Source organism: Arthrobacter sp. P1_D12 (genome assembly GCF_056406175.1).
The window spans coordinates 49,168-71,055 of record NZ_JBFUAR010000023.1 but is presented as its reverse complement, the minus strand read 5'-3'; the positions used below and the strand labels follow the sequence as shown (position 1 = coordinate 71,055).

The following is a 21,888-nucleotide window of genomic DNA, read 5'->3' as shown; positions in this document are numbered from 1 at the left end:
CCCGGGATGGACTTTCAGGCGCTGTTTCAGGCGCTGTTTCCCGGCGCGGGGCCCTGGCGGTGGGCGGCATCCCAGTCGGCCTGCTCGCGCTCCCGCTGGGCAGCTTCCCGGTCAATCCGGATGCCGGTCCGGATCCCGTACCACCACGCGACGGCGAAGAGCGCGCCGACGAGGTACATGGCCGGTTCCACGATGCCGCCCATGATCAGCACGAGCTGCAGGACCCAGCCCAGAGCCACTCCCCACGGCTTCGAGAGGACAGCGCAGGTGAAGACGAAGACCAGGCACAGGCCGATCCCGACCGAGAAGACCAGGGCCGCAGGGTATTCGTTCCGGTGCAGTCCAAAGACGGCCAGTGTCCCGAAGAGCACCACGAATGCTTCCAGCAGCAGGACCGTGGAGGCAAACATGACCTTCGTGGAACGTCGTTTCTTGGGCATGCCCGGGCGCCATTCACGTTGGGCTTTGGTGAGTTTCGCCATCGCTTACGCGTCCGCCTTTCCGAGCAGGATCCGGGCGTCCGCGACGAGCGTGATGGAACCGGTCACGAGGACCCCGCCGGCGGGCTCGTCGTCGGCTTCGGCCCGTTCCACGGCCCATTCGAGGGCGTCATCGAGCTTCCCGGCGACGTGGATGTTCTCCTCGCCGAAGCCCAGGTCAACCGCGATTTCGGCCAGGTCCTCGGCCGGGACGGCCCGGGGCGAGTTGGACTGGGTGAAGCAGTATTCGGTGGCGAGGCCGCCGAGGGATTCCTTGAGCTGGCGCAGGATCTCCTCGGCGTCCTTTTCCCGCAGGACTCCCACCACCACCACGAGCTTGGTGAAGTTGAAGGCCTCGTGGATGGCCTCGGCGGATACCCGGATGCCCTCCGGGTTGTGGGCGGCGTCCACGATGATGGTCGGCGCGGTGCGGACCACCTCAAGCCGTCCCGGGGAGGTAACGGAGGCGAAGGCCTCCTGCAGGATCGCGGCGTCGATCGCCTTTTCCCCGCCAAAGAACGCTTCCAGCGCGGCTATGGCGACGGCGGCGTTCTCGGCCTGGTGCGCGCCGTGCAGCGGCACCAGCAGGTCCTCGTAGCGTCCGGCGATGCCCTGGATGGTGACCATCTGGCCGCCGACCGCGACGGTGCGGGATTCGACGCCGAACTCCACGCCCTCGAAGCGGAACGGCACGTTGACTTCCTTGGCCTTCTCCAGCAGGACCTGGGCCGCGTCGACCGGCTGCGCCGCGCTGATGAGGAAGCTGCCGGGCTTGATGATGCCGGCCTTCTCGTAGGCGATGTCCCCGGTGGTGTCGCCCAGCAGATCGGTGTGGTCCAGGGAGATCGGGGTGACGACGGCCACCTGGCCGTCGCCGACGTTCGTGGCGTCGGTGATGCCGCCCAGGCCCACTTCGATCACGGCGACGTTGACCGGCTGATCGGCGAAGACCGCGAAGCCCAGGATCGTCAGGCACTCGAAGTAGGTCAGCCGGGGCTCGCCCGCCGCCTCGAGTTCGCCGTCCACGATCTGCAGGTAGGGCCGGATCTCGTCCCAGATCCGGACGAACGTCTCATCCGGCACCGGGGCGCCGTCGATGCTGATCCGCTCGGTGACCTTGGACAGGTGCGGGCTCGTGTAGCGGCCGGTGCTCAGGCCGTGGGCGCGCAACCCGGCCTCGATCATCCGGGCCGTGGAGGTCTTGCCGTTGGTGCCGGTGACGTGGATGATCGGGAACGCCTTGTTCGGCTCCCCCAGGATTTCCATGGCCCGGTGCAGCGGGGCGAGCCGCGGCTCCATTTTGTTTTCCGGCGCCCGGCCCAGCAGCTCGGCGTAGACGCTTTCAACGGAGAATTCGTCGGTCATGGTTTAGGCTCCAACTTTCTTGGCAACGCTGACCTGTGGGTCCTTGATGTCGGCCGCCAGGGTTTCCAGCTCGACGGTCAGGGTTTCAGTCTTGACCAGCTCCGCGTTGGCCAGCAGCGCCTCGACGACGTCCTGCTTCGCCGTGACGGACGTGCTGATCCGGTCGCTGACATTGAGTCCGGCGTCCTTGCGGGCCTGCTGGATGGCGCGGACCATGTCACGGGCCATGCCCTCGGCTTCCAGCTCCGGGGTGACCTCGGTGTTGAGCACCACGAACCCGCCGCCGGGCAGGACCGCCGCTGCGCGGGATCCTTCGCCTTCCGCGGCCTCGGCCACGACGGTTTCCAGGGTGTACTCCTGCGGTTCGAGGTCGAGGCCGCCGGCGGTGACCACCCCGGCGTCGCTGACCGACCAGTCGCCGGACTTGGATCCCTTGATGGCCTGCTGGACGTTCTTGCCCAGGCGCGGGCCGGCGGCCCGGGCATTGACCACGAGCTTCTGCTCGATGCCGAACTCCTCCGGGGAGGCGTTCTCGGCGTCCAGCAGGCGGACCGAGCGCAGGTTCAGTTCATCGGCGACGACGCCGGCGAAGCCGCCCAGCGCGTCCGCGCCCGGTGCCACGACCGTGAGTTCCTGCAGCGGCAGGCGCACGCGCAGGTTCGCGGCCTTGCGCAGCGAGGAGCCGGTGGAGCAGATCTGCTGCACCCGGTCCATCGCCTCGACCAGGCCCGGGTTGGCCGGGAACAGTCCGGCATCCGGCCAGTCGGCCAGGTGCACGGAACGCCCGCCGGTGAGGCCACGCCAGATCTCCTCGGAGATCAGCGGCAGCAGGGAGGCGGCCACGCGGGTGACGGTCTCCAGCGCGGTGTAGAGCGCGTCGAAGGCGTCCACACTCTCGTCGAAGAAGCGCTGGCGGCTGCGGCGGACGTACCAGTTCGTGAGCATGTCCAGGTAGCTGCGCAGCTCGTCGCAGGCGCCGGAGATGTCGTAGCTGTCCAGCTGGGCGGTCATGTTCCGGACCAGGTCCCCGGTGTTGGCCATGAGGTACTGGTCCAGGGTGTCGGCGTAGCCGTCGTAGCGGAGCTTGGCGTCGTAGCCCTTCGCTTGTCCTGCTGCAGCGTTAGCGGCGTTCGTGTACAGCGTGAAGAAGCTGTACACGTTCCACAGCGGCAGGATGACCTGGCGGACGCCGTCGCGGATCCCCTGCTCGGTGACCACGAGGTTGCCGCCGCGCAGGATCGGGCTGGACATCAGGAACCAGCGCATGGCGTCGGAGCCGTCGCGGTCCAGGACCTCGGAGACGTCCGGGTAGTTGCGCAGGCTCTTGGACATCTTCTGCCCGTCCGAACCCAGCACGATGCCGTGGCTGATGACGTTCCGGAAGGCCGGACGGTCGAACAGCGCGGTGGAAAGGATGTGCAGCATGTAGAACCAGCCGCGGGTCTGGCCGATGTACTCGACGATGAAGTCCGCCGGGTTGTGCGTGTCGAACCATTCCTCATTCTGGAACGGGTAGTGGACCTGGCCGTAGGGCATGGATCCGGAGTCGAACCAGACGTCGAGGACGTCCTCGACGCGGCGCATCACGGACTGGCCCTCTTCCGGGGTGCGCGGGTCATCCGGATTCGGGCGGGTGAGCTCGTCAATGAACGGCCGGTGCAGGTCCACCTGGCCGGCCTTGTTCAGCGGCAGGCGGCCGAAGTCGGCCTCGATCTCGGCCAGGGAGCCGTAGACGTCGGTGCGCGGATAGTCCGGGTCGGTGGACTGCCAGACGGGGATGGGGCTGCCCCAGTAGCGGTTGCGGCTGATGGACCAGTCGCGGGCGTTGGCTAGCCACTTGCCGAACTGGCCGTCCTTGACGTTGCCCGGGATCCAGTTGATGTCCTGGTTGAGCTCGGACATGCGGTCCTTGAACTTGGTGACCTCGACGTACCAGGAGGACACGGCGCGGTAGATCAGCGGGTTGCGGCAGCGCCAGCAGTGCGGGTAGCTGTGCTCGTAGCTGGCCTGGCGGACCAGGCGGCCCTGGGCGCGGAGCACCTGGGTGATGGGCTTGTTGGCCTCGAACACCTGCAGCCCGGCGATTTCGGCGAGGTCGCCGTGGCCGAACAGCGGCAGGAACTTTGCGCCTTCGTCGACCGAGAGGACCACGGGGATGCCGGCCTCTTCACAGATCTTCTGGTCGTCTTCGCCGTAGGCGGGGGCCTGGTGGACGATGCCGGTGCCGTCGGTGGTGGTGACGTAATCGGCCACGAGGAAGCGCCAGGCGTTCTCGGTGCCGTACTTTTCGGCGTCGTGGAAATAGTCCCAAAGCGGCTCATAGCTCAAGCCGTTTAGCTCGGCGCCGGTGTGGCGGGAGGTGATGGCGGCCTCCGCGGCGGCGGCGCCCTCGGCCCCGTCGCCGTAGCCGAGGTCCTTGGCGTAGGCGGCCAGGAGGTCAGCGGCGAGCAGGAAGCTGCCGGTGACTGGCGCGTCGGCCGCGGCGGCCTTGATCCCGTGCGGGCCAGCCGGCAGGACCACGTAGCTGATGTCGGGCCCGACGGCGAGCGCCAGGTTGGTGGGCAGCGTCCAGGGTGTGGTGGTCCAGGCAAGTGCCTGTACCCCGGCGAGCTGCCTGGACAGCTCCGAGTCCCCTGCCGTGATGGGGAACGTGACCGTGACGGTCTGGTCCTGGCGGTTCTTGTAGACGTCGTCGTCCATGCGCAGCTCATGGTTGGACAGCGGCGTCTCGTCCTTCCAGCAGTACGGCAGGACGCGGTAGCCGTTGTAGGTCAGGCCCTTTTCGTGCAGCTGCTTGAAGGCCCAGAGCACGGACTCCATGTACTCGACGTTCAGCGTCTTGTAGTCGTTTTCGAAGTCCACCCAGCGCGCCTGGCGGGTGACGTAGCTCTTCCATTCGTCGGCGTACTTCATGACGGAGGCGCGGCAGGCGTCGTTGAACTTGTCGATGCCCATGGCCTCGATCTGGGTTTTGTCCGTCATGCCCAGCTGCTTCATGGCTTCCAGCTCGGCGGGCAGGCCGTGGGTGTCCCAGCCGAAGCGGCGCTCCACGCGGCGGCCGCGCTGGGTCTGGTAGCGGCCCACGAGGTCTTTGGCGTAGCCGGTCAGGAGGTGGCCGTAGTGCGGCAGGCCGTTGGCGAAGGGCGGGCCGTCGTAGAAGACGAACTCGTTGGACCCGTCCTGACCAGCATCCCGCTGGTCGATGCTCGCCTGGAAGGTGCCGTCCTGGTCCCAGTATTTGAGGATGCGCTCTTCGATCTCCGGGAACTTCACGGAGGCGGATACGCCGGAGGTGTTGGACGCAGAAGTGTTGGAAGTTGCGTTTGACGCAGAGGTGGTGGAGCCGGCGCCTGAGGCGGAGGCCTTGGGGTAATAAGTCATCTCGACATCCTGGGTTGAGCTGGTGAACACATGCATTCAGGATGCGAGGACGGCCCTGTTGTCTTCCGACACTACGGACCGCGGTACCACCTCACTTACCGCCACCGGTCCGCTCCCCTTCGCGAAGGGTCGTGCACCGGCGTCGGCCGCTCATTACTGCTGTGACGGGCTTACCCGTCCGGTTCTACTGGCCCGCGCGCGCACCGTGGCGATTAAGTCTCCACCTCACGCGAGGGCGTTCTTCCGGAAGCTCACCGGTGATAGCCGGGTCAAAGCTGCTACGTCGATGGTACCGGAGAAAATAGTGCGTTTCACTGCCCCGCTGCAGCGACGTTCAGTGCCACTGCGTTTCCCGGTGCGGCAAACTCCGCTGACAGGGGGCGACGCCGGCGGTCCGACTGCATAGACTCATGCCATGACCGTCCCCCGGCCGCCCCGGGCCTACCCGTGAAGCGCCGCAGCGCCAGCCGCCGGTGGCACGTGTCCTCTGCCCTTTGCGCCGCGCCCGTTGCCGTGGTGTCCGTGTTCCGGGCGGTCCCGGCGCCGTGGCCTGCCCCGGTGGTCCAGCTCGTGGCCTTCACGCCCTGGTTCGTGCTTCCCGCGGGCGCGGCCTTCCTGCTGGGGCTGCGGGCGCGCCGTCCCTGGCTTGCCCTCCCGGCCGGCGCCCTCCTGGCCTTGCAGCTGCTCTGGCTGTTCCCGCCGGACCAGGTGGCGGACCGGCTTCTGGCCCGGCAGACGGATCCCTTGCAGGGAAGAGAAGAGTCCATCGGACAGGGCACGGGACAGCGGCCGTCGGCCGAACTGAAGGTCATGACCCTCAACGCCTGGAAGGGCCAGGCGGACGCCGCGGAAGTTGTCCGGCTGGTGCGCGAAAACGGCGTCGGGCTCCTTGCCGTCCAGGAACTCTCCCCGGCCCTGGAGAGACGGCTGGATGCGGAGGGACTGGGCGCGCTGCTTCCGCACCGGATCAGCCGCTCGAGGGACAGCGCGGGCGGCGGCGCCGTGTACTCCGCCCGCCCGATCATTCCGGTGGACTCCGTGGACGGTTCCGCCTTCCACATGCCCACGGTGCAACTGGAGCTCGACGCCGGCGGCCGGCTGGCCCCCCTCGCCGTGACCAACGTGCACACCAAGGCGCCCGTGTGGGGCCGGGCCGGGCAGTGGCGGAGCGAATTGGCCGCCCTGGGCCGCCTTGCCGCCCGTCCCGGCAACATGCTGCTGCTGGGCGACTTCAACGCCACCCTCGACCACGCCGAGTTCCGGCAGATCCTTCAGGGCCCTGACGGCACCGGGCCCGGCGGCCCCCTCATCGACGCCGGCGCCGCGGCCCTGGCGCGGCTGGTTCCGACCTGGCCGATGGCCGGGCCCCCGCTGCCGGGCGTGGTGATCGACCACATCGTGACCGGCCCGCAGGTGGGCAGCAGCGGCTATGCCGTGCTGCCGGTGGCCGGGTCGGACCACGCGGCGGTCCTGGCCACATTGTCCGTCCCCGCAGCGGACTAGCTGCGCGGCAGTTTCATGCCGGACTCGGCCATCACGTCCCGGAGCCGCTCCGGGTAATCCGTGATCAGCCCGTCCACTCCGGCACCGATGAGCGCCCGCATGGTGGGCTTGTCATCAACGGTCCACGGAATGACCTGCATGCCTGCCGCGTGGGCACGGCTGACCATGTCGGCGGTGACGTAGGGAACATAGCCCGGATCCGTCACGGCGCCGTCCTGCGGCGTGCCGTGCACGGGAGAGATGGCGTCGAAGCCCAGGGAGGAGGCTGCGGCGACGAGGTCACCGCCGAAGTCATCGGCGTCGATGCCGCCCAGCCACGGCGACTTGCCGGGCTGGCCTGCCTGGAGGAAGTCCTTGTTGGTCAGCGCCACGGTGCGGATCTGGGGATCCTGCTGCTGGACCAGGCGCAATGAGCCCCAGTCGAAACTCTCGATTGAGACCCGGCTCTGCATGTGGGCGGTCCTGATTTCGCGGAGCGCGACGTCGACGAACTGCTCCCGCGGGGCCGTTTCCTGCGGCGTCCCTGCCTCGACCTTGGTTTCGATGTTGAACTTCACCTGGCTGGCGCGGTGGGAGTCCGCCAGGGCGAAGACCTCGGCCAGCGTGGGCATCTTGGCGCCCGGCGAGGCCGCCTGGCCCGGGAACTGGGGCAGCGTGAGGGTGCCGCAGTCCAGGCTGCGGACCTGCGCGAACGTCAGGTCCTTGATGTATTTGCCCACGTAGGGGAACTGTGGGTCGTTCGGCGTGACAGGAGCCGTGTCCAGGCACTTCTGGCCGCTGATCTTGCGGTCGTGGGTGATGACCTCGTGGCCGTCCTTGGTGATCTGGAGGTCCAGTTCGAGGGTGGAGACGCCGGTCTCGATCCCCTTGGCGAAGGAAGCCAGGGTTGACTCGACAGTCAAGCCGATGCCGCCGCGATGGGCCTCGAGGTCAAAGTGGCTGCCCTGGCCGTTGGGGTTCGTGTCGGCCGCGTGAGCCTCGGCCGCGTTTGCCTGGCCAGCGTTTGCCTGGGCAGCGTTTGCCTGGGCGGCGGCGGTGAGGAGCAGGGCTGCGCTGAGTATGGCAGCGCCGAGCTTCGTCGGGGTTCGCATGGGAAAGTTCTCCACTCTGGTGGTGTGCAGTTGCATGCGCCACCTTGCCCAACCCCGGCCAACTCCGGACCAGCGCAGCCTGACCTGCGCCCCACGCCACGGTGAACGTCCGGTGTCGCCGCCGGACGTCCCGGCCCTTGGCCCCGCCCTTGGCCCCGCTCCTGGGCCGCCCTACGGGTTCTTGCGGATCAGCTTGTAGTTGGCCGCCTGCGCCACCGGGCGGATCACGATCTGGTCCAGGTTGATGTGGTGCGGCGCGACGACGGCGTAGCGGACCACGTCGGCGACGTCCTCGGCGGTCAGTGGCTTCTCGACTCCCTGGTACACCTTGGCCGCCGCGTCCTGGTCGCCGAGGCGGTTCAGGGCGAATTCCTCGGTCTGCACCAGCCCGGGGGCCACCTCTATCACGCGGAGGTTGTGCTCAGCCTCTTCGAGCCGCAGGGCGCCGGTCAAGGCGTGCTGGGCGAACTTGGCCGCGTTGTAGCCGCCGCCGCCCTCATAGGCCGAGAGCCCTGCGGTGGAGGTCAGGTTCAGCACGGTGCCCTCGCCGCAGGCACGCAGCATGGGCAGGAACGCGCGGATCAGCTTCATGCTGCCGAGCACGTTGACCTGGAACATCCATTCCCAGTCCTCGGTCTTGGCCCCGGCAACCTTGTCGGCGCCGCGGGCACCACCGGCGATGTTGATCAGCGTGTCGATGCCGCCGGCGCGGGTCACCTCATCGAGCAGCCGGGCCACATCGGCGTCGTCGGTCACATCGGCGGGAAGGGCGACGGCGCCGGTTTCGGCGGCGAGCGCTTCGAGCCGGTCGGCACGGCGGGCGACGGCGAACACGGTCCAGCCTTCCTTGCGGAGCGCACGCACGGTGGCCTCGCCGATTCCGGTGCTGGCGCCGGTGACTACTGCTGCTTTGGCTCCTGCTGCAGTGAATTCTTGTGTGTTGTTGTCGATTCCCTCAGTCATGGGACCACAGTAACGGCAATGCCGGGCTCATTTCCTGCTGTTGCTGCCCCGCTCGAGGAACTCCTGCAGCACCCGGGCATGGTTGGTCTCCGGGTCCCGGGCGCCGTAGAGCAGCGTCACTTTCCCGTGCTCCGCCGCGAGGTCCCGGAGTGTCTGCACGGCCGGGTTGCCCTCGAGCTCGGCTTCGTAGGCCGCCCGGAAGTCCGCGAACCGTTCCTGCATGTGCCCGAATTCCTTGCGCAGCGGCGGGGAGGGCGCCACGTCCTTGAGCCAGAGTTCCAATTGGGCCCGTTCCTTGCTGACTCCGCGCGGCCAGAGCCGGTCCACCAGGACCCGGCAGCCGTCGTCGTCGGCAGGGTCGTCATAGATGCGCTTGATCGCGAAGTTTCCGGCAGACGTCTCCATACCGCTGGACACTATTCCAGTGTTTTGCCCTCGCATAGTGCGGTTTACTGCAGCGGACTGTAGCGATTGGGTGAAACGGACTGTAAGGAACTGCAACAATTGACCCATGGCTGAAGACAATCAGGGTACAGACACGCCCACCACCGCCCCCATCAACGTTCCGGACAAGCCCGCCCTGGAGGGGCTGGAAGAAGCGCTCACGCAGCGCTGGCTTGACGAAGGGACCTACAAGTTCAACCCGGGCACCACCCGGGAGCAGGTCTACTCGATCGACACTCCCCCGCCCACGGCGTCGGGATCCCTCCACGTCGGACACATGTTTTCCTACACCCAGACCGACGTCCTGGCGCGCTACCAGCGTATGACCGGCAAGAACGTCTTCTACCCCATGGGATGGGACGACAACGGCCTGCCCACCGAGCGCCGCGTGCAGAACTACTACGGCGTGCGCTGCGATCCCGCGATCGCCTACGACGCCGTCTACCGTCCCCCGGCCGAGCCCGCTAAGAACCAGCGCGACTTCGACGTCATCTCCCGCAAGAACTTCATCGAGCTGTGCGAGGAGCTCGCGGTCGAGGACGAGAAGGTCTTCGAGCACCTCTTCCAGACCCTGGGCCTGTCCGTGGACTGGGACCTGACCTACCGGACGATCGATGACAAGTCCCGCGCCATCTCCCAGCGGGCCTTCCTGGCCAACCTGGCAGCAGGCGACGCGTACATGGCCGAGGCCCCCACCCTGTGGGATGTCACGTTCCGCACCGCCGTGGCCCAGGCCGAGCTTGAGGACCGTGAGGTCGCTGGCGCCTACTACCGCTACCCCTTCTTCACCGAAGACGGCGAAAAGATCTTCATCGAGACCACCCGCCCCGAGCTGCTGGCCGCCTGCGCCGCGCTCGTGGCGAACCCCGACGACGAGCGCTACAAGCCGCTGTTCGGCAAGAAGGTCACTTCTCCCCTGTTCGGTGTCGAGGTAGAGGTCAAGGCCCACCCGCTGGCCAAGGCGGACAAGGGCTCCGGCGTCGCCATGGTCTGCACCTTCGGCGACCTCACCGACGTCACCTGGTGGCGCGAGCTGCAGCTGCCCACCCGCGCGATCGTGGGCCGCGACGGCCGCATCATCGGCGAGACCCCGGAGTGGATCACCACCGAAGAAGGCCGCGCCAACTTCGCGGCCATCTCCGGCAAGACGGTGTTCAGCGCCAAGGAGTCCGTGGTGGAGCTCCTGGCCGCCGCGGAGCTGCTCGACGGCGAGCCCAAGAAGATCATGCACCCGGTGAACTTCTTCGAGAAGGGGGACAAGCCGCTCGAGGTCGTTACCTCGCGCCAGTGGTACATCCGCAATGGCGGCCGCGACGAGGACCGGCGCGAACAACTGATCGGCCGCGGCAACGAGATCGAGTTCCACCCGGCGTTCATGCGCTCCCGCTACGAGAACTGGATTTCGGGGCTCAACGGCGACTGGCTCGTGTCCCGCCAGCGCTTCTTCGGTGTGCCGGTGCCGGTCTGGTACCCCCTGGATGCCGACGGCAACCCCGAGTACGACGCGCCGATCGTCCCGTCGGACGCGCAGCTGCCCGTGGACACCGCGGCGGATGCGGCCCCCGGCTACGAGGAAGCCCAGCGCGACGTGCCGGGCGGCTTCACCGGCGACGCGGACGTCCTCGACACCTGGGCCACGTCCTCCCTGACCCCCCAGATTGTGGGCGGCTGGAGCACCGACGAGGCGCTCTTCGCCAAGGTCTACCCCTTCGACGTGCGCCCGCAGGGCCATGACATCATCCGGACCTGGCTGTTCTCCTCCGCCGTCCGCGCCGACGCGCTGCAGAAGACCGCACCGTGGAAGCATGCGGCCATCTCCGGCTGGATCCTGGACCCGGACCGGAAGAAGATGTCCAAGTCCAAGGGCAACGTCATTGTGCCCACGGATGTGCTGGAGGAGTACGGCTCCGACGCGGTGCGCTACTGGGCTGCCTCGGCCAAGCTCGGCGCGGACACCGCCTACGAGATCGCGCAGATGAAGATCGGCCGCCGCTTGGCCATCAAGCTGCTCAACGCCTCCAAGTTCGTCCTGAACCTGGGCGCCACCGAGGACTCGGTCGTCTCCGGCGACCTGTCCGTGCTGAGCAACCCGCTGGACCGGGCCGTCCTGGCCCAGCTCGCCGACGTCGTCGGGCAGGCGACCAAGGCATTCGAGGGCTACGACTACGCCCGGGCGCTGCAGATCACCGAGAGCTTCTTCTGGAACTTCACCGACGACTACGTGGAGCTCATCAAGGACCGTGCCTACGGTGCCGCCGGCGAGGAGCAGCAGGCATCCGTGCTGGCCGCCCTCGCGACGAGCCTGGACACCCTCCTGCGGCTCTTCGCGCCGTTCCTGCCGTTCGCCACGGAGGAAGTCTGGAGCTGGTGGCGCACCGGTTCCGTGCACCGCGCCCAGTGGCCCTCCGCCATCGCGGTCGACGGCGACACGACCCTCCTGGCCACGGTGGGCACCGCGCTCAGCGGCATCCGCAAGGCCAAGTCCGAGGCAAAGGTCAAGCAGCGCACCGAGGTGCTGTCCGCGACGATCACGGCCTCGGAATCCCTCACGACCCAGCTCAAGGCCGGCCTCGCCGACCTCAAGGCTGCGGCCAACGCCCGTGAACTGGCGCTTGTCGCCGGCGAGGGTGAACTGGCCGTCAGCGACGTCGTGCTGGCACCGGCCGAGCCGCCCGTCCAGGCGTAGTCTCCGGCGGAAACAACACGAAGGGGCCCTCGGTCCGGTTCAGAGAAGCAATTCTGATCCGGCGGGGCCCCTTCGGCGTCGCGGGGAGGCTCAGACCGCGAAGGACGTCTCGAAGTGCGTCAGCACCGGCGGGGCGGCCAGGAGTTCTGCCAGCCCGCTCGCGCCGTCGCCTGCGCGCCAGGCGCGATAGGCGGCGTCGTGTTCCATCGATACCCACTGTTCGACCACGAGAAAATGCGCCGGATCCTCGCTGTCGACCAGCACGTCGACCCCGAGGCAGCCGTCAAAGGCGCGCGTATCGGAGAGAATATCGCGGAGCACCGCGGGCGCCGTGGGCAGGGCTTCGGCTTTGACGTTCAAGTCGAGATGGGCTGTAACGGGCATGGCGCTCCAATGTTCGCAGGTGGGGACAGGGCAAAACCGGGTACAACCGGGCGGGTTGCCCGGAGATCACGGCACGGTGACCGCTGCCCCGTCATTGGAAGCAACAGCCGGGCCGCCGGGCTTGTTCCTTCGGCCCGGAACCCGGGGCAGCACAAGCAAGTCCTATCGCTGAGGCGTGAGGTCACCCGGCACGGGTGAGGCGCCGCACCTCACCGGGGGCACAGAATGAAGGTGCAGCGGTCCGTCGGATCGCCTCGAACCCCAAGAAGAAGCGGAGGTCATACGCATGACTGAGACACTCGATGAACTGGGGCCGGTCGACTGGATCGTCGTTGAATTCCCCGGACCCGATTTCGGCAAGGGCCAGATCGCCCCGTTCCTGGAGGACCTGGTCCAGCGTGACCTCGTCAGGGTGCTCGACATGGTGTTCCTGAGGAAGATGGAGGACGGCACACTCGAGACGGCGGAGATCTCCGACCTCGACCCGAGCGAGCTCGGCGAGGTGCGCACGGCCGAGGCCGACCTGGCCATGGTGCTCTCTGAACAGGACGTCATGGACCTGGCCGAGACGATCGCGCCCGGCCACTCCGCCGCGGTGCTCGTCTGGGAAAACCTCTGGGCGGCCCCATTCGGCACGGCAGTCCGCAAGGCCGGCGGCCAACTCGTGGCCAGCGGCCGGATCCCGACCCAGGCCGTCATCGCCGCCTTCCAGGCCGACGCTGAAGACCAGTCCCCTGAAGAAGCGATAGAAGGAGCCTGACATGCCACTGGCAGCACGACGCAGACGCAGGACCGCCGCCGCCGTCGGCGGGGCCGTTGTCGTCGCCCACGGGATCAACCGTCGCGGCGACCGGCGCGAAGACCGCCGTGACGACCGCGGCGACCGCCGGGAAGACCGCCGCGACTAACACCACGGAGCCAGTCCCCTGGCACCCTCAGGTGCGCATGACCCGCCCCGGGTCGTGCGCACCTGCACAATGCCCACTCTGCACCCGGGGAAGCGCCCTTGGACGGCGTTATTGGGCCCACTGTTTTTGGGCAAGGTGTTTTTGGGCAAAGGGGAAGCCCCATCAGCGTTTAGCGGTTGGTGGGGCTTCGACTTTTCGATTGTCACGTGACGTCTTAGACAATCTGGCGGGATCCTTAGACTTTCAGGTCTTCCTACCTCGTCACTGGTAGCCATCATCTGACTTTGCCGAAGGCTGCGTCGGATGAGTGTCACAACTACAACAGAGTAGTTCTGCCGGGGCTCCCGGGAGGCCGGGCAGCGGCCCGGCCTGTTCAGGCCTAGTTAAAGACCGGGCTTTCGGTACGGCTGCGCTTGATTTCGAAGAAGTACGGGAAGGATGCCAGGGTCACCGTGGCGTCCCAGATCTGTCCTGCTTCCTCGCCGCGCGGGATGCGCGTCAGAACCGGGCCGAAGAAGGCCGTGCCGTTGAAGGCGACGACGGGTGTGCCCACGTCCTGACCCACCAGCGAGATGCCTTCCTCGTGGCTGGCGCGCAGCTTTGCATCGAATTCGTCGCTCTGGCCCGCGGCCGCAAGCTCGGCCGGCAGTCCGGCCTCGGCCAGCGACTTGGCGATGACCTCGTCAATGTCCTTGATGCCTTCGTTGTGGATCTTGGTGCCCATGGAGTCATAGAGCGCCTTGATGAATTCGGCACCGTGCTGTTCAGCGGCGGCGGTGATGACGCGGACCGGAGCCCACGCCATCTTCATGAACTCGCGGTACTGCTCGGGCAGTTCCTCGCGGCCCTCATTGAGCACGGCGAGGCTCATGACATGCCACTCGGTCTTGATGTCGCGGACTTCTTCGACTTCGCCGATCCAGCGGGAGGTGACCCAGGCGAAGGGGCACATCGGGTCAAACCAGAAGTCGGCTTTGTTGGTCATGGTTTCAGACACAGGTGTTCTCCTTAGGGAAGTCTGCGGGGAAAGCGCCGGGGCGGATCACGCACACGGCGTGCTAAGGATTACAGCGACCTTGGCCGCGATAATATTCCGGATCAGGCGGACTTGCGCCGTTTGACCTCGTCGTGGGCGATCATCGTGGGCGTTGCCTTCTTGGTCACGACCTCTTCGGTGATCACGACGCTGGCGACGTCGTCGCGGCTGGGGAGGTCGAACATGACCGGAAGCAGGACTTCCTCCATGATGGCGCGCAGCCCCCGGGCCCCGGTGCCGCGCTCCAGCGCCTGGTCGGCAATGGTGTTGAGGGCCTCGTCCTCGAAGATGAGCTCGACGCCGTCGAGCTGGAACATCTTCTGGTACTGCTTGACAAGGGCATTCTTCGGCGTCGAGAGAATCTGGATGAGCGCGGCGCGGTCCAGGTTGGAGACGGTGGTGATGACGGGCAACCGGCCGATGAACTCAGGGATCAGCCCGAACTTGAGCAGGTCTTCCGGCATGACCTCGCCGTAGGAATCCGTGGTGTTCTTGACCTCGTTGAGCGGGGCGCCGAAGCCGATGCCCTTGCGCCCGGACCGCGAACCGATGATGTCCTCGAGCCCCGCGAAGGCGCCGGCCACGATGAAGAGCACGTTGGTGGTGTCAATCTGGATGAATTCCTGGTGCGGGTGCTTGCGTCCGCCCTGCGGCGGGACCGAGGCCACCGTGCCTTCGAGGATTTTCAGGAGCGCCTGCTGCACGCCCTCCCCCGAGACGTCCCGGGTGATGGACGGATTTTCGCTCTTGCGTGAGATCTTGTCGATCTCATCGATGTAGATGATGCCCTGCTCGGCCTTTTTGACGTCATAGTCGGCGGCCTGGATAAGTTTGAGGAGGATGTTCTCAACGTCCTCACCGACGTAGCCGGCCTCGGTCAGGGCCGTGGCGTCGGCGACGGCAAACGGAACGTTGAGGCGGCGGGCGAGGGTTTGGGCCAGATAGGTCTTGCCGCAGCCGGTGGGTCCGATCAGCAGGATGTTGGACTTGGCGATCTCGACGTCGTCGTGGTGCACGCCGTCGGCGAGGCTGCCGCTCTTCGGCGCGTGGCCGGCCTGGATCCGCTTGTAGTGGTTGTACACCGCGACGGCGAGCGAACGCTTGGCGGGTTCCTGGCCAATCACGTATTCCTGCAGGAAATCAAAGATTTCGCGGGGCTTGGGCAACTCGAAACTGCCCAGGTCAGCTACTTCCGCGAGTTCCTCTTCGATGATCTCGTTGCAGAGTTCGATGCACTCGTCGCAGATGTAGACGCCGGGCCCGGCAATGAGCTTGCGGACCTGCTTCTGGCTCTTTCCGCAGAAAGAACACTTCAGCAGATCTGTGCTCTCGCCAATCCGAGCCATGTGTGAACCCCTTTAGTAGCTTGCTGCTGGCTGTGACATGTTCCACTCTAGGTCACTTTGGGCCCGTTGGGTGGAAAGCGGACGCCGGTGCGGCCAAGTAAAAATGCCGCACCGGCGCCGCGGATTGCTGATTAGCGCGCGATTGCCTGGGGCTTGATCTTGCGGGAATCGAGGACCTGGTCAATGAGGCCGTACTGCATGGCCTCGGCGGCCGTGAGGATCTTGTCCCGCTCGATGTCGTTGTTGACCTGCTCAGGCGTTCGGCCGGAGTGCTTGGCCAGCGTGTCCTCGAGCCAGGAGCGCATGCGCATGACCTCGGCGGCCTGGATCTCGAGGTCCGAGGCCTGCCCGCCCTGTCCGCCGGACAGCGAGGGCTGGTGGATCAGTACGCGGGCGTTCGGCAACGCGAGGCGCTTGCCCGGCGTGCCGGCCGCGAGCAGCACGGCGGCGGCGCTGGCCGCCTGGCCGAGGCAGACGGTCTGGATCTCGGGCCGGATGTACGTCATGGTGTCGTAGATCGCGGTCATGGCGGTGAAGGAACCGCCAGGCGAGTTGATGTAGAGCGTGATGTCGCGGTCCGGGTCGGTGGACTCGAGCACCAGCAGCTGGGCCATGACGTCATCGGCCGAGGCGTCGTCGACCTGGACGCCGAGGAAGATGATGCGGTCCTCGAACAGCTTGGTGTACGGGTCCTGGCGCTTGAAGCCGTAGGGGGTGCGCTCTTCGAACTGGGGCAGCACGTAACGGCTGCTCGGCAGGTTGCCGGCAGTCGAACCGAAGTTGTAGTTCATGTTCATTGCTCCTGAATTCATTGCTGTCTACCTGCCGGTCAGTTCTCGGTGGCTGTCGCAGCGCCGCCGCTGTTTCCGGAGCCGTTGGCGTTGGTTCCGCCGCCGCCTGCCACGGATCCGGCGTGTGCGGCGATCTTGTCGAAGAAGCCGTATTCGAGGGCTTCCGGGGCCGTGAACCACTTGTCGCGGTCGTTGTCCTTGAGGATGGTGTCCACACTCTGGCCGGTCTGGTCGGCGGTCAGCTCGGCCATGACCTTCTTCATGTGCAGGATCAGCTCGGCCTGGATCTTGATGTCAGACGCCGTGCCGCCGATGCCGCCGGAGGGCTGGTGCATGAGGATGCGGGCGTTGGGGGTGGCGTAGCGCTTGCCCTTGGTGCCGGAGGAGAGCAGGAACTGGCCCATGGACGCGGCGAGGCCGGTGGCAACCGTAACAACATCGTTCGGGATGAACTGCATGGTGTCGTAGATGGCCATGCCGGCGGTGACGGAGCCGCCGGGTGAGTTGATGTAAAGGTAGATGTCCCTTTCAGGATTCTCCGCCGAGAGCAGCAGCAGCTGGGAGCAGATCGCGTTGGCGTTATCGTCGCGGACCTCGGAGCCGAGCCAGATGATGCGCTCTTTCAGCAGGCGGTTGTAAATGTAGTTATCCTGGGCTGCCGGATCGACCGTGGCCATCCGGGGTGCCCCTGCTTGCTGTGACATATGTACTTACCTCTCGCTGGCGACGGTGACGCCACTGGACGACATCACTGAACTTTCCTACAGCGACACTAACCGTTTTCACGCCCGCTTTGTTCGCTGGTGCCGGGCTGTTCGCTGACGGCGCACGATTGCCGGGACCCCGCGCGCCGGGTCCCGGATGCGGGCCCGTCCCGGCTCCCGGACAGAGCGTGCCGGCCGGGCATGACTGCAGGCGGGGGCTGGGGGGCCCGACTGTTCTACGTCTCAGTGACTACTAGAACTTCACTGCTGCGGGGTCATCGCTCGGCGTGGCCTCGGTGCTGGCTTCTGCCGAAGCTGCTTCGTCCTCAACGGTCTCGGCGGCCGGGGCGGCTTCGTCGCCGGGGCGGACGAAGTCGCTCAGGTCAACCTTGTTGCCCTCGGAGTCGGTGACCTCGGCCTGGCCCAGCACGACGGCCAGTGCCTTGCGGCGGCGGACCTCGGAAACCATCATGGGCACCTGGCCGCTCTGATCGATGATCTGGGCGAACTGGTTCGGGTCCATGCCGTACTGGCTGGCGGTGGTGACGATGTAGTCGATCAGCTCGTTCTGGCTGACGTTGACTTCTTCCTTCTCCGCGATGGCGTCGAGGATGATCTCGTTCTGGAAGGCGCGCTCGGTGTTGGCCTTGACCTCGGCGCGGTGCTCCTCGGTGTCGTGCTCGCCTTCACCGTGGGCGTTTTCGGCGTTGAAGTGCTGCTCGAGCTGCTCTTCGACGATCGACGCCGGGACGGGCACCTCGACGAGCTCAACGAGCTTGTCCAGGACCTTGTCGCGGGCCTCGACGCCCTGGTCAACAACCTTGGACTCAGCAGCCTGCTTGGCCAGGTCCTCACGGAGTTCGGCCAGGGTGTCGAATTCGCTGGCGAGCTGGGCGAAGTCGTCGTCGGCGACGGGGAGCTCGCGCTCCTTGACGGCCTTGACGGTGACCTTGACCTGAGCGGACTCGCCGGCGTGCTCGCCGCCGACCAGCGTGGTGTCAAAGATGGCGTCTTCGTCGGCGCTGAGGCCGGCGACGGCCTCGTCGAGGCCTTCGAGCATGGTGCCGGCGCCGACCTGATAGGACAGGCCGGAAGCGGAGTCAACATCGGCGCCGTCGATCGAGGCTGCGATGTCGATCGTCAGGAAGTCGCCATCGGCGGCCGGGCGGTCCACAGACTTCAGCGTGCCGAAGCGGCCGCGGAGCTCGTCCAGGGCCTTGTCGACGTCGGCGTCCGAGGACTCGGCGGCGGCGACCTCAACCTTGATGCCTGCGTAATCGGGCAGTTCGATCTCGGGGCGGATGTCAACCTCGGCGTGGAACTTGAGCTCGCCGTCGGTGGCGGACGGGTCCGGAACCTCGGTGATCTCGACCTCGGGACGGCTCAGGGGGCGGATGCCGGTTTCCTGCACGGCGGCCTGGTACCAGCCGTTGAGGCCTTCGTTGATGGCCGTCTCCAGGACGTAGCCGCGGCCAACGCGCTGGTCAATGAGCTTGGAGGGGACCTTGCCCTTGCGGAAACCGGGGACCTGGATCTGCGAAGCAACAGTCTTGTATGCCTCTGCGATGCTGGGCTTCAATTCCTCAAAGGGGACCTCAACATTGAGCTTGACCCGCGTGGGGGTGAGGTTCTCGACAGCGCTCTTCACAGTCTAAGTACTCCTGGTGTGGGGGGTATGGGGTTCTGCATTGCCACGTGCTGGCAGTGCTTGCAGAGTCGGGGTGACAGGATTTGAACCTGCGACTTCCTGCTCCCAAAGCAGGCGCTCTAGCCAAGCTGAGCTACACCCCGTAAGTGCACAGAACAGTCTACGGTCATACTGTGCCGATTTGCACATTTGACACCGGGGCCTGGAATTGGGTTTAGTTGTATCCGGCTTGAACAGCCGCCCGGAAGTTTTGCTGGAGTTCCAGTGAAATCCCCGGGGACGTAGCTTAATGGTAAAGCCTCAGTCTTCCAAACTGATTACGCGGGTTCGATTCCCGTCGTCCCCTCAGAAATATGACGAAAAAAGCCCCTCTCCGGAGGGGCTTTTTTCGTTCCCCTCCCGGCCCCGGTGGCCGGAGCGCCGGAACTTGGAAGGGCAGGCGTGGAAGGGCAGGCGTACCGGCTCAGGCCTGCTGGCAGGCCGGGCACCAATAGAGCTTCCTGGCGCCGAGCTCGGTCAGCGCCACCGGCGTTCCACAGTCCCTGCAGCCGAGTCCGTGCCGCCGGTACACGAAGTGGGCCTCTTCCGGGGCCGGCAGGACGCCGCGGGATACGCCGGCTCCGGCCCCGTTCCAGTACTGCGGCGGCGTCGTGATGATCCGGCCGTCCCGGACGCCGTCGGTCATCATGGCCGCGGTGTCGTCCCAGAGCCGGCGGGCCGCGTCCGGTGTCAGTTCCGCGCCGGGCAGCCAGGGGTTGAGCCGCTGCCTGAACAGGAGTTCGGCCCGGTAGACGTTCCCGACGCCGGCAATCACCTTCTGGTCCATCAGCAGGGCCGCCAGCGGTGTGCGTTTGGCCGCTACGGTGGCGCTGAAAGCGTCCCGGTCGCCGGGAAGGTTCCGCAACGGGTCCGGGCCGAGCCGCGCCAGTACGGCCGCCGCTTCCGTGTCCGTGATCGCCTCGCACGTGGTCGCGCCACGGAGATCAGCCCAGCCGTGCGCGCCGGCGAGCCGGACGCGGACGGCACCGACCGGCGCGGGCGGGCCCTCATATGAGGCCGGCCCGGCCGCCTCAGCGTCGTCGTAGACTTCCCGCTCCCCCACCTTCCGGGGCGCGCCGATGCTGGACGCGCCGCGGAAGGCGGCGTCGCCGCCGAAATCCCAGGCGCCATAGAGGCCCAGGTGGACGTGCAGGAGAAGCCCGTGCCCGAACTCCAGGAAGAGGTGCTTCCCGTGCGCCACGGAACTGACGAGGGTGTGGCCGTCCAGCAGCGCAGCGCCCTGGGCAAACCGGCCCTGCGGACTGGAGACCGCGAGCCGCTCCCCCGCGAAGACGTCCCCGAACTGGCGGGCCAGCCGGTGGACGGAATGCCCCTCCGGCACTAGTCGATGACCTCGCCGGTGCGCTCGTACGTGGCGATCTTGCCGATCCGGCGGACGTGGCGCTCATCGTTGCTGAAAGGTTCGGCCAGGAACGCCTCGATGATTTCCGTGGCCTCGTCGACGCTGTGCTGGCGGCCGCCGACGGCGACGACGTTGGCGTCGTTGTGCTCACGTGCCAGCTGGGCGGTGGACAGGTTCCAGGCCAGCGCGGCCCGGACGCCCTTGACCTTGTTGGCGGCGATCTGCTCGCCATTGCCCGAGCCGCCGAGGACGATGCCGAGGGCGTGGGTTCCGGCTTCCTGGTCCGCGACGACGGCGAGGGCGGCGTTGATGCAGAACGACGGGTAGTCATCCAGGGCGTCGTAGACCTTCGGTCCGTGGTCCACCACCTCGTAGCCCTTGGCGCTGAGGAGGCTGACCAGGTGGGCGCTGAGCTCCATTCCGGCGTGGTCGGTGGCAATGTGCACGCGGGGCAGGTCAGAAATGGTCACGGCTGTTCCGTTCGGTTGCGGCGCCGGGCGGCGGCCGGGGCGGTTGGGGTCTGGTCCAAGCGTACTAGGCCAAGCCTCCCGGGACCGTGCTGCAGCCGGCCGGACCCCTCACTGGACGGTCGTGTTACACGGGCCCGGCAGGCCCTCGTACTCCACCGTCTTGCCCCACCGTCCTACTCCACCGGGGACCGACGCCGCGGACCGACACCGGGGCCCGACACTGAGGACCGACACCGCCGCGTTACACGGCGGGGGTCCCGCCGTTCCGCCGGGCCCTGTCCGCCACCCGGGACAGCGTTTGGGCAATATTGTCCGCCGCGGTGGCGCTGCCGCCGCTCACCGCCAGCCGGCGCCCGTCCGAACGGTCGATGACCACCGCGGGGCCGCTGCTGACCAGCATCGCGGTGGTGTTGCCATGGGTCCGGTAGCCCCACCCGCCATAGTCCGCCGCCGTGACATCCCTGGGCGTCGCGGCGTCGATGGCCGCGGCCGGAACCTCCATCACCCGGACGAAGCCTGCCGCGAAGACGTGCAGCCCGCCGCGGTCAACCCGGATCCGGGCCACCAGGAACGCCGCGGCCACCAGGGCCGCCGCCACCAGGAGGACAGACAGCCACGGCACGGCAATGGTCAGGAGGGCGGCCGGCAAAATCGTTGCGATGCCTAGCATGACGAAGATTGAGCTGCGGGCGTGGACCCAGAGGCTGACCCGGTCCCTGGCCAAATCCGGATCCTGTTCGCGCTCAAGGGCCTGCCTGACGGCGACGTCGTCATCGACGGACCAGCGCTCGTCGGCCTTGAAGACAAAACCCATCACGATGCCCAGGCCGAGGGCCGCGCCGCTGCCGAGGGCCAGGACCGAGGCGTCCACATGGGATCCCCGCGCATCGGGCAGGCCCAGCTGGCCCACGAGCACGGCGGCAAGGACTGTGGTGACGAAGAGGCTCATGGACAGGCCGGCGCCCATCATGATGCGGCGCATCATCGCGGGGCGCGACAGCGGCACGGCCTGCAGCAGCACGGCCCAGCCGATCACCACGATCAGCGAGGCTCCGGCTCCCGCGACTGTCACGAACGGCGCGAAGTCGGCGGCACCGGCGGCGGTCCAGCGGACGGCCAGCGGCTCGGGCAGATCCGGGCGTACCAGAAGCGCACACAGCACGAATCCTGCCGCCAGCATCAGGGGGAAACCGATGGCAAAGCGCAGCGCTCTGGCATCGACGGAGTCACGGATCTTTCCCATGCTCCAACGCTACCGCGGACGCACCTTGATGGATCTGGGGACAT

19 protein-coding genes and 2 tRNA genes are annotated in these 21,888 nt (G+C 67.0%); 5 read left to right on the top strand and 16 right to left on the bottom strand.

What is annotated here, in order from left to right; genetic code table 11:
- Window positions 1-26: 26 nt before the first annotated feature.
- The 3 genes from AC1DZV_RS16840 to ileS are packed head-to-tail and all read right to left on the bottom strand — an operon-like array spanning window position 27 to window position 5,225.
- Entirely contained in the window at window positions 27-482 is a 456-nt protein-coding gene (locus AC1DZV_RS16840; protein WP_476954167.1) for a DUF4233 domain-containing protein, read from the bottom strand.
- Between the two features lie 3 nt (window positions 483-485).
- Complete coding sequence (locus tag AC1DZV_RS16835) at window positions 486-1,844, bottom strand: bifunctional folylpolyglutamate synthase/dihydrofolate synthase (protein ID WP_476954166.1); 1,359 nt, start codon at window positions 1,842-1,844, stop codon at window positions 486-488.
- Between the two features lie 3 nt (window positions 1,845-1,847).
- Complete coding sequence (gene ileS, locus AC1DZV_RS16830) at window positions 1,848-5,225, bottom strand: isoleucine--tRNA ligase (RefSeq protein ID WP_476954165.1); 3,378 nt, start codon at window positions 5,223-5,225, stop codon at window positions 1,848-1,850.
- Window positions 5,226-5,705: 480 nt separating this feature from the next.
- On the opposite strand from ileS, the gene AC1DZV_RS16825 reads away from it, so the two are divergent.
- Window positions 5,706-6,728, top strand: a complete 1,023-nt coding sequence (locus AC1DZV_RS16825) for an endonuclease/exonuclease/phosphatase family protein (RefSeq protein ID WP_476954164.1) — start codon at window positions 5,706-5,708, stop codon at window positions 6,726-6,728.
- Here AC1DZV_RS16825 and AC1DZV_RS16820 read toward each other — a convergent pair.
- The 3 genes from AC1DZV_RS16820 to AC1DZV_RS16810 form a co-directional block, all read right to left on the bottom strand.
- On the bottom strand, window positions 6,725-7,819 hold the full coding sequence (locus tag AC1DZV_RS16820; RefSeq protein WP_476954163.1) for a glycerophosphodiester phosphodiesterase: 1,095 nt from the start codon (window positions 7,817-7,819) through the stop codon (window positions 6,725-6,727). The genes AC1DZV_RS16825 and AC1DZV_RS16820 overlap by 4 nt on opposite strands.
- Before the next feature lie 171 nt (window positions 7,820-7,990).
- A complete protein-coding gene (locus tag AC1DZV_RS16815; protein WP_476954162.1) occupies window positions 7,991-8,782 on the bottom strand; it encodes an SDR family oxidoreductase in 792 nt (263 codons plus the stop codon).
- Window positions 8,783-8,809: 27 nt separating this feature from the next.
- On the bottom strand, window positions 8,810-9,187 hold the full coding sequence (locus tag AC1DZV_RS16810; protein ID WP_476950904.1) for a DUF488 domain-containing protein: 378 nt from the start codon (window positions 9,185-9,187) through the stop codon (window positions 8,810-8,812).
- 106 nt (window positions 9,188-9,293) lie between these two features.
- Here AC1DZV_RS16810 and valS point away from each other — a divergent pair, with 106 nt between their 5' ends.
- Window positions 9,294-11,912, top strand: coding sequence for a valine--tRNA ligase (gene valS / locus AC1DZV_RS16805; RefSeq protein WP_476954161.1), 2,619 nt, complete (start codon window positions 9,294-9,296; stop codon window positions 11,910-11,912).
- Window positions 11,913-12,002: 90 nt separating this feature from the next.
- Here valS and AC1DZV_RS16800 read toward each other — a convergent pair whose 3' ends face one another.
- The gene (locus AC1DZV_RS16800; RefSeq protein WP_028277852.1) at window positions 12,003-12,296 is read right to left on the bottom strand and encodes a putative quinol monooxygenase; all 294 of its coding nucleotides are present in this window, start codon (window positions 12,294-12,296) and stop codon (window positions 12,003-12,005) included.
- Between the two features lie 286 nt (window positions 12,297-12,582).
- Between AC1DZV_RS16800 and AC1DZV_RS16795 the strand changes: the two genes are divergently transcribed.
- Together AC1DZV_RS16795 and AC1DZV_RS16790 are read left to right on the top strand one after the other, a co-directional pair.
- A complete protein-coding gene (locus AC1DZV_RS16795; protein ID WP_243177222.1) occupies window positions 12,583-13,056 on the top strand; it encodes a DUF6325 family protein in 474 nt (157 codons plus the stop codon).
- A gap of 1 nt (window position 13,057) precedes the next feature.
- The gene (locus AC1DZV_RS16790; RefSeq protein WP_155855732.1) at window positions 13,058-13,204 is read left to right on the top strand and encodes a hypothetical protein; all 147 of its coding nucleotides are present in this window, start codon (window positions 13,058-13,060) and stop codon (window positions 13,202-13,204) included.
- A 379-nt stretch (window positions 13,205-13,583) separates the two neighbouring features.
- Here AC1DZV_RS16790 and AC1DZV_RS16785 read toward each other — a convergent pair whose 3' ends face one another.
- The 6 genes from AC1DZV_RS16785 to AC1DZV_RS16760 all read right to left on the bottom strand — a co-directional run bounded on the left by AC1DZV_RS16785 (window position 13,584) and on the right by AC1DZV_RS16760 (window position 18,872).
- Complete coding sequence (locus AC1DZV_RS16785; protein WP_476954189.1) at window positions 13,584-14,189, bottom strand: mycothiol-dependent nitroreductase Rv2466c family protein; 606 nt, start codon at window positions 14,187-14,189, stop codon at window positions 13,584-13,586.
- A gap of 113 nt (window positions 14,190-14,302) precedes the next feature.
- Complete coding sequence (gene clpX / locus AC1DZV_RS16780) at window positions 14,303-15,586, bottom strand: ATP-dependent Clp protease ATP-binding subunit ClpX (protein WP_476856918.1); 1,284 nt, start codon at window positions 15,584-15,586, stop codon at window positions 14,303-14,305.
- A gap of 131 nt (window positions 15,587-15,717) precedes the next feature.
- On the bottom strand, window positions 15,718-16,377 hold the full coding sequence (locus tag AC1DZV_RS16775; RefSeq protein ID WP_026266422.1) for an ATP-dependent Clp protease proteolytic subunit: 660 nt from the start codon (window positions 16,375-16,377) through the stop codon (window positions 15,718-15,720).
- Window positions 16,378-16,415: 38 nt separating this feature from the next.
- On the bottom strand, window positions 16,416-17,054 hold the full coding sequence (locus tag AC1DZV_RS16770) for an ATP-dependent Clp protease proteolytic subunit (protein ID WP_028277848.1): 639 nt from the start codon (window positions 17,052-17,054) through the stop codon (window positions 16,416-16,418).
- 280 nt (window positions 17,055-17,334) lie between these two features.
- Window positions 17,335-18,729, bottom strand: a complete 1,395-nt coding sequence (tig, locus tag AC1DZV_RS16765) for a trigger factor (RefSeq protein WP_476954160.1) — start codon at window positions 18,727-18,729, stop codon at window positions 17,335-17,337.
- Window positions 18,730-18,797: 68 nt separating this feature from the next.
- A tRNA-Pro gene (locus AC1DZV_RS16760) sits at window positions 18,798-18,872 on the bottom strand.
- A gap of 132 nt (window positions 18,873-19,004) precedes the next feature.
- Between AC1DZV_RS16760 and AC1DZV_RS16755 the strand changes: the two genes are divergently transcribed.
- Window positions 19,005-19,075, top strand: a tRNA-Gly gene (locus AC1DZV_RS16755).
- Between the two features lie 117 nt (window positions 19,076-19,192).
- On the opposite strand, the gene AC1DZV_RS16750 is transcribed toward AC1DZV_RS16755, so the two are convergent.
- The 3 genes from AC1DZV_RS16750 to AC1DZV_RS16740 all read right to left on the bottom strand — a co-directional run bounded on the left by AC1DZV_RS16750 (window position 19,193) and on the right by AC1DZV_RS16740 (window position 21,844).
- A complete protein-coding gene (locus tag AC1DZV_RS16750; protein ID WP_476954159.1) occupies window positions 19,193-20,110 on the bottom strand; it encodes an Fpg/Nei family DNA glycosylase in 918 nt (305 codons plus the stop codon).
- Entirely contained in the window at window positions 20,110-20,601 is a 492-nt protein-coding gene (locus AC1DZV_RS16745) for a ribose-5-phosphate isomerase (RefSeq protein ID WP_476954158.1), read from the bottom strand. The genes AC1DZV_RS16750 and AC1DZV_RS16745 overlap by 1 nt, the downstream gene beginning before the upstream one ends.
- Window positions 20,602-20,842: 241 nt before the next feature.
- Window positions 20,843-21,844: a hypothetical protein gene (locus tag AC1DZV_RS16740; protein WP_476950798.1), complete on the bottom strand. Its 1,002-nt coding sequence runs from the start codon at window positions 21,842-21,844 to the stop codon at window positions 20,843-20,845.
- Between the last annotated feature and the right edge of the window lie 44 nt (window positions 21,845-21,888).

Bases quoted from the DNA above. Each gene is read 5' to 3' on its own strand.
- AC1DZV_RS16835 (WP_476954166.1), bottom strand. From the start codon at position 1,844: ATGACCGACGAATTCTCCGTTGAAAGCGTCTACGCCGAGCTGCTGGGC.
- AC1DZV_RS16785 (WP_476954189.1), bottom strand. From the start codon at position 14,189: ATGACCAACAAAGCCGACTTCTGGTTTGACCCGATGTGCCCCTTCGCC.
- AC1DZV_RS16810 (WP_476950904.1), bottom strand. From the start codon at position 9,187: ATGGAGACGTCTGCCGGAAACTTCGCGATCAAGCGCATCTATGACGAC.
- AC1DZV_RS16800 (WP_028277852.1), bottom strand. From the start codon at position 12,296: ATGCCCGTTACAGCCCATCTCGACTTGAACGTCAAAGCCGAAGCCCTG.
- AC1DZV_RS16775 (WP_026266422.1), bottom strand. From the start codon at position 16,377: ATGAACTACAACTTCGGTTCGACTGCCGGCAACCTGCCGAGCAGCCGT.
- AC1DZV_RS16840 (WP_476954167.1), bottom strand. From the start codon at position 482: ATGGCGAAACTCACCAAAGCCCAACGTGAATGGCGCCCGGGCATGCCC.
- ileS (WP_476954165.1), bottom strand. From the start codon at position 5,225: ATGACTTATTACCCCAAGGCCTCCGCCTCAGGCGCCGGCTCCACCACC.
- AC1DZV_RS16770 (WP_028277848.1), bottom strand. From the start codon at position 17,054: ATGGCCACGGTCGATCCGGCAGCCCAGGATAACTACATTTACAACCGC.
- AC1DZV_RS16795 (WP_243177222.1), top strand. From the start codon at position 12,583: ATGACTGAGACACTCGATGAACTGGGGCCGGTCGACTGGATCGTCGTT.
- AC1DZV_RS16820 (WP_476954163.1), bottom strand. From the start codon at position 7,819: ATGCGAACCCCGACGAAGCTCGGCGCTGCCATACTCAGCGCAGCCCTG.
- clpX (WP_476856918.1), bottom strand. From the start codon at position 15,586: ATGGCTCGGATTGGCGAGAGCACAGATCTGCTGAAGTGTTCTTTCTGC.
- AC1DZV_RS16790 (WP_155855732.1), top strand. From the start codon at position 13,058: ATGCCACTGGCAGCACGACGCAGACGCAGGACCGCCGCCGCCGTCGGC.
- AC1DZV_RS16815 (WP_476954162.1), bottom strand. From the start codon at position 8,782: ATGACTGAGGGAATCGACAACAACACACAAGAATTCACTGCAGCAGGA.
- valS (WP_476954161.1), top strand. From the start codon at position 9,294: ATGGCTGAAGACAATCAGGGTACAGACACGCCCACCACCGCCCCCATC.
- AC1DZV_RS16740 (WP_476950798.1), bottom strand. From the start codon at position 21,844: ATGGGAAAGATCCGTGACTCCGTCGATGCCAGAGCGCTGCGCTTTGCC.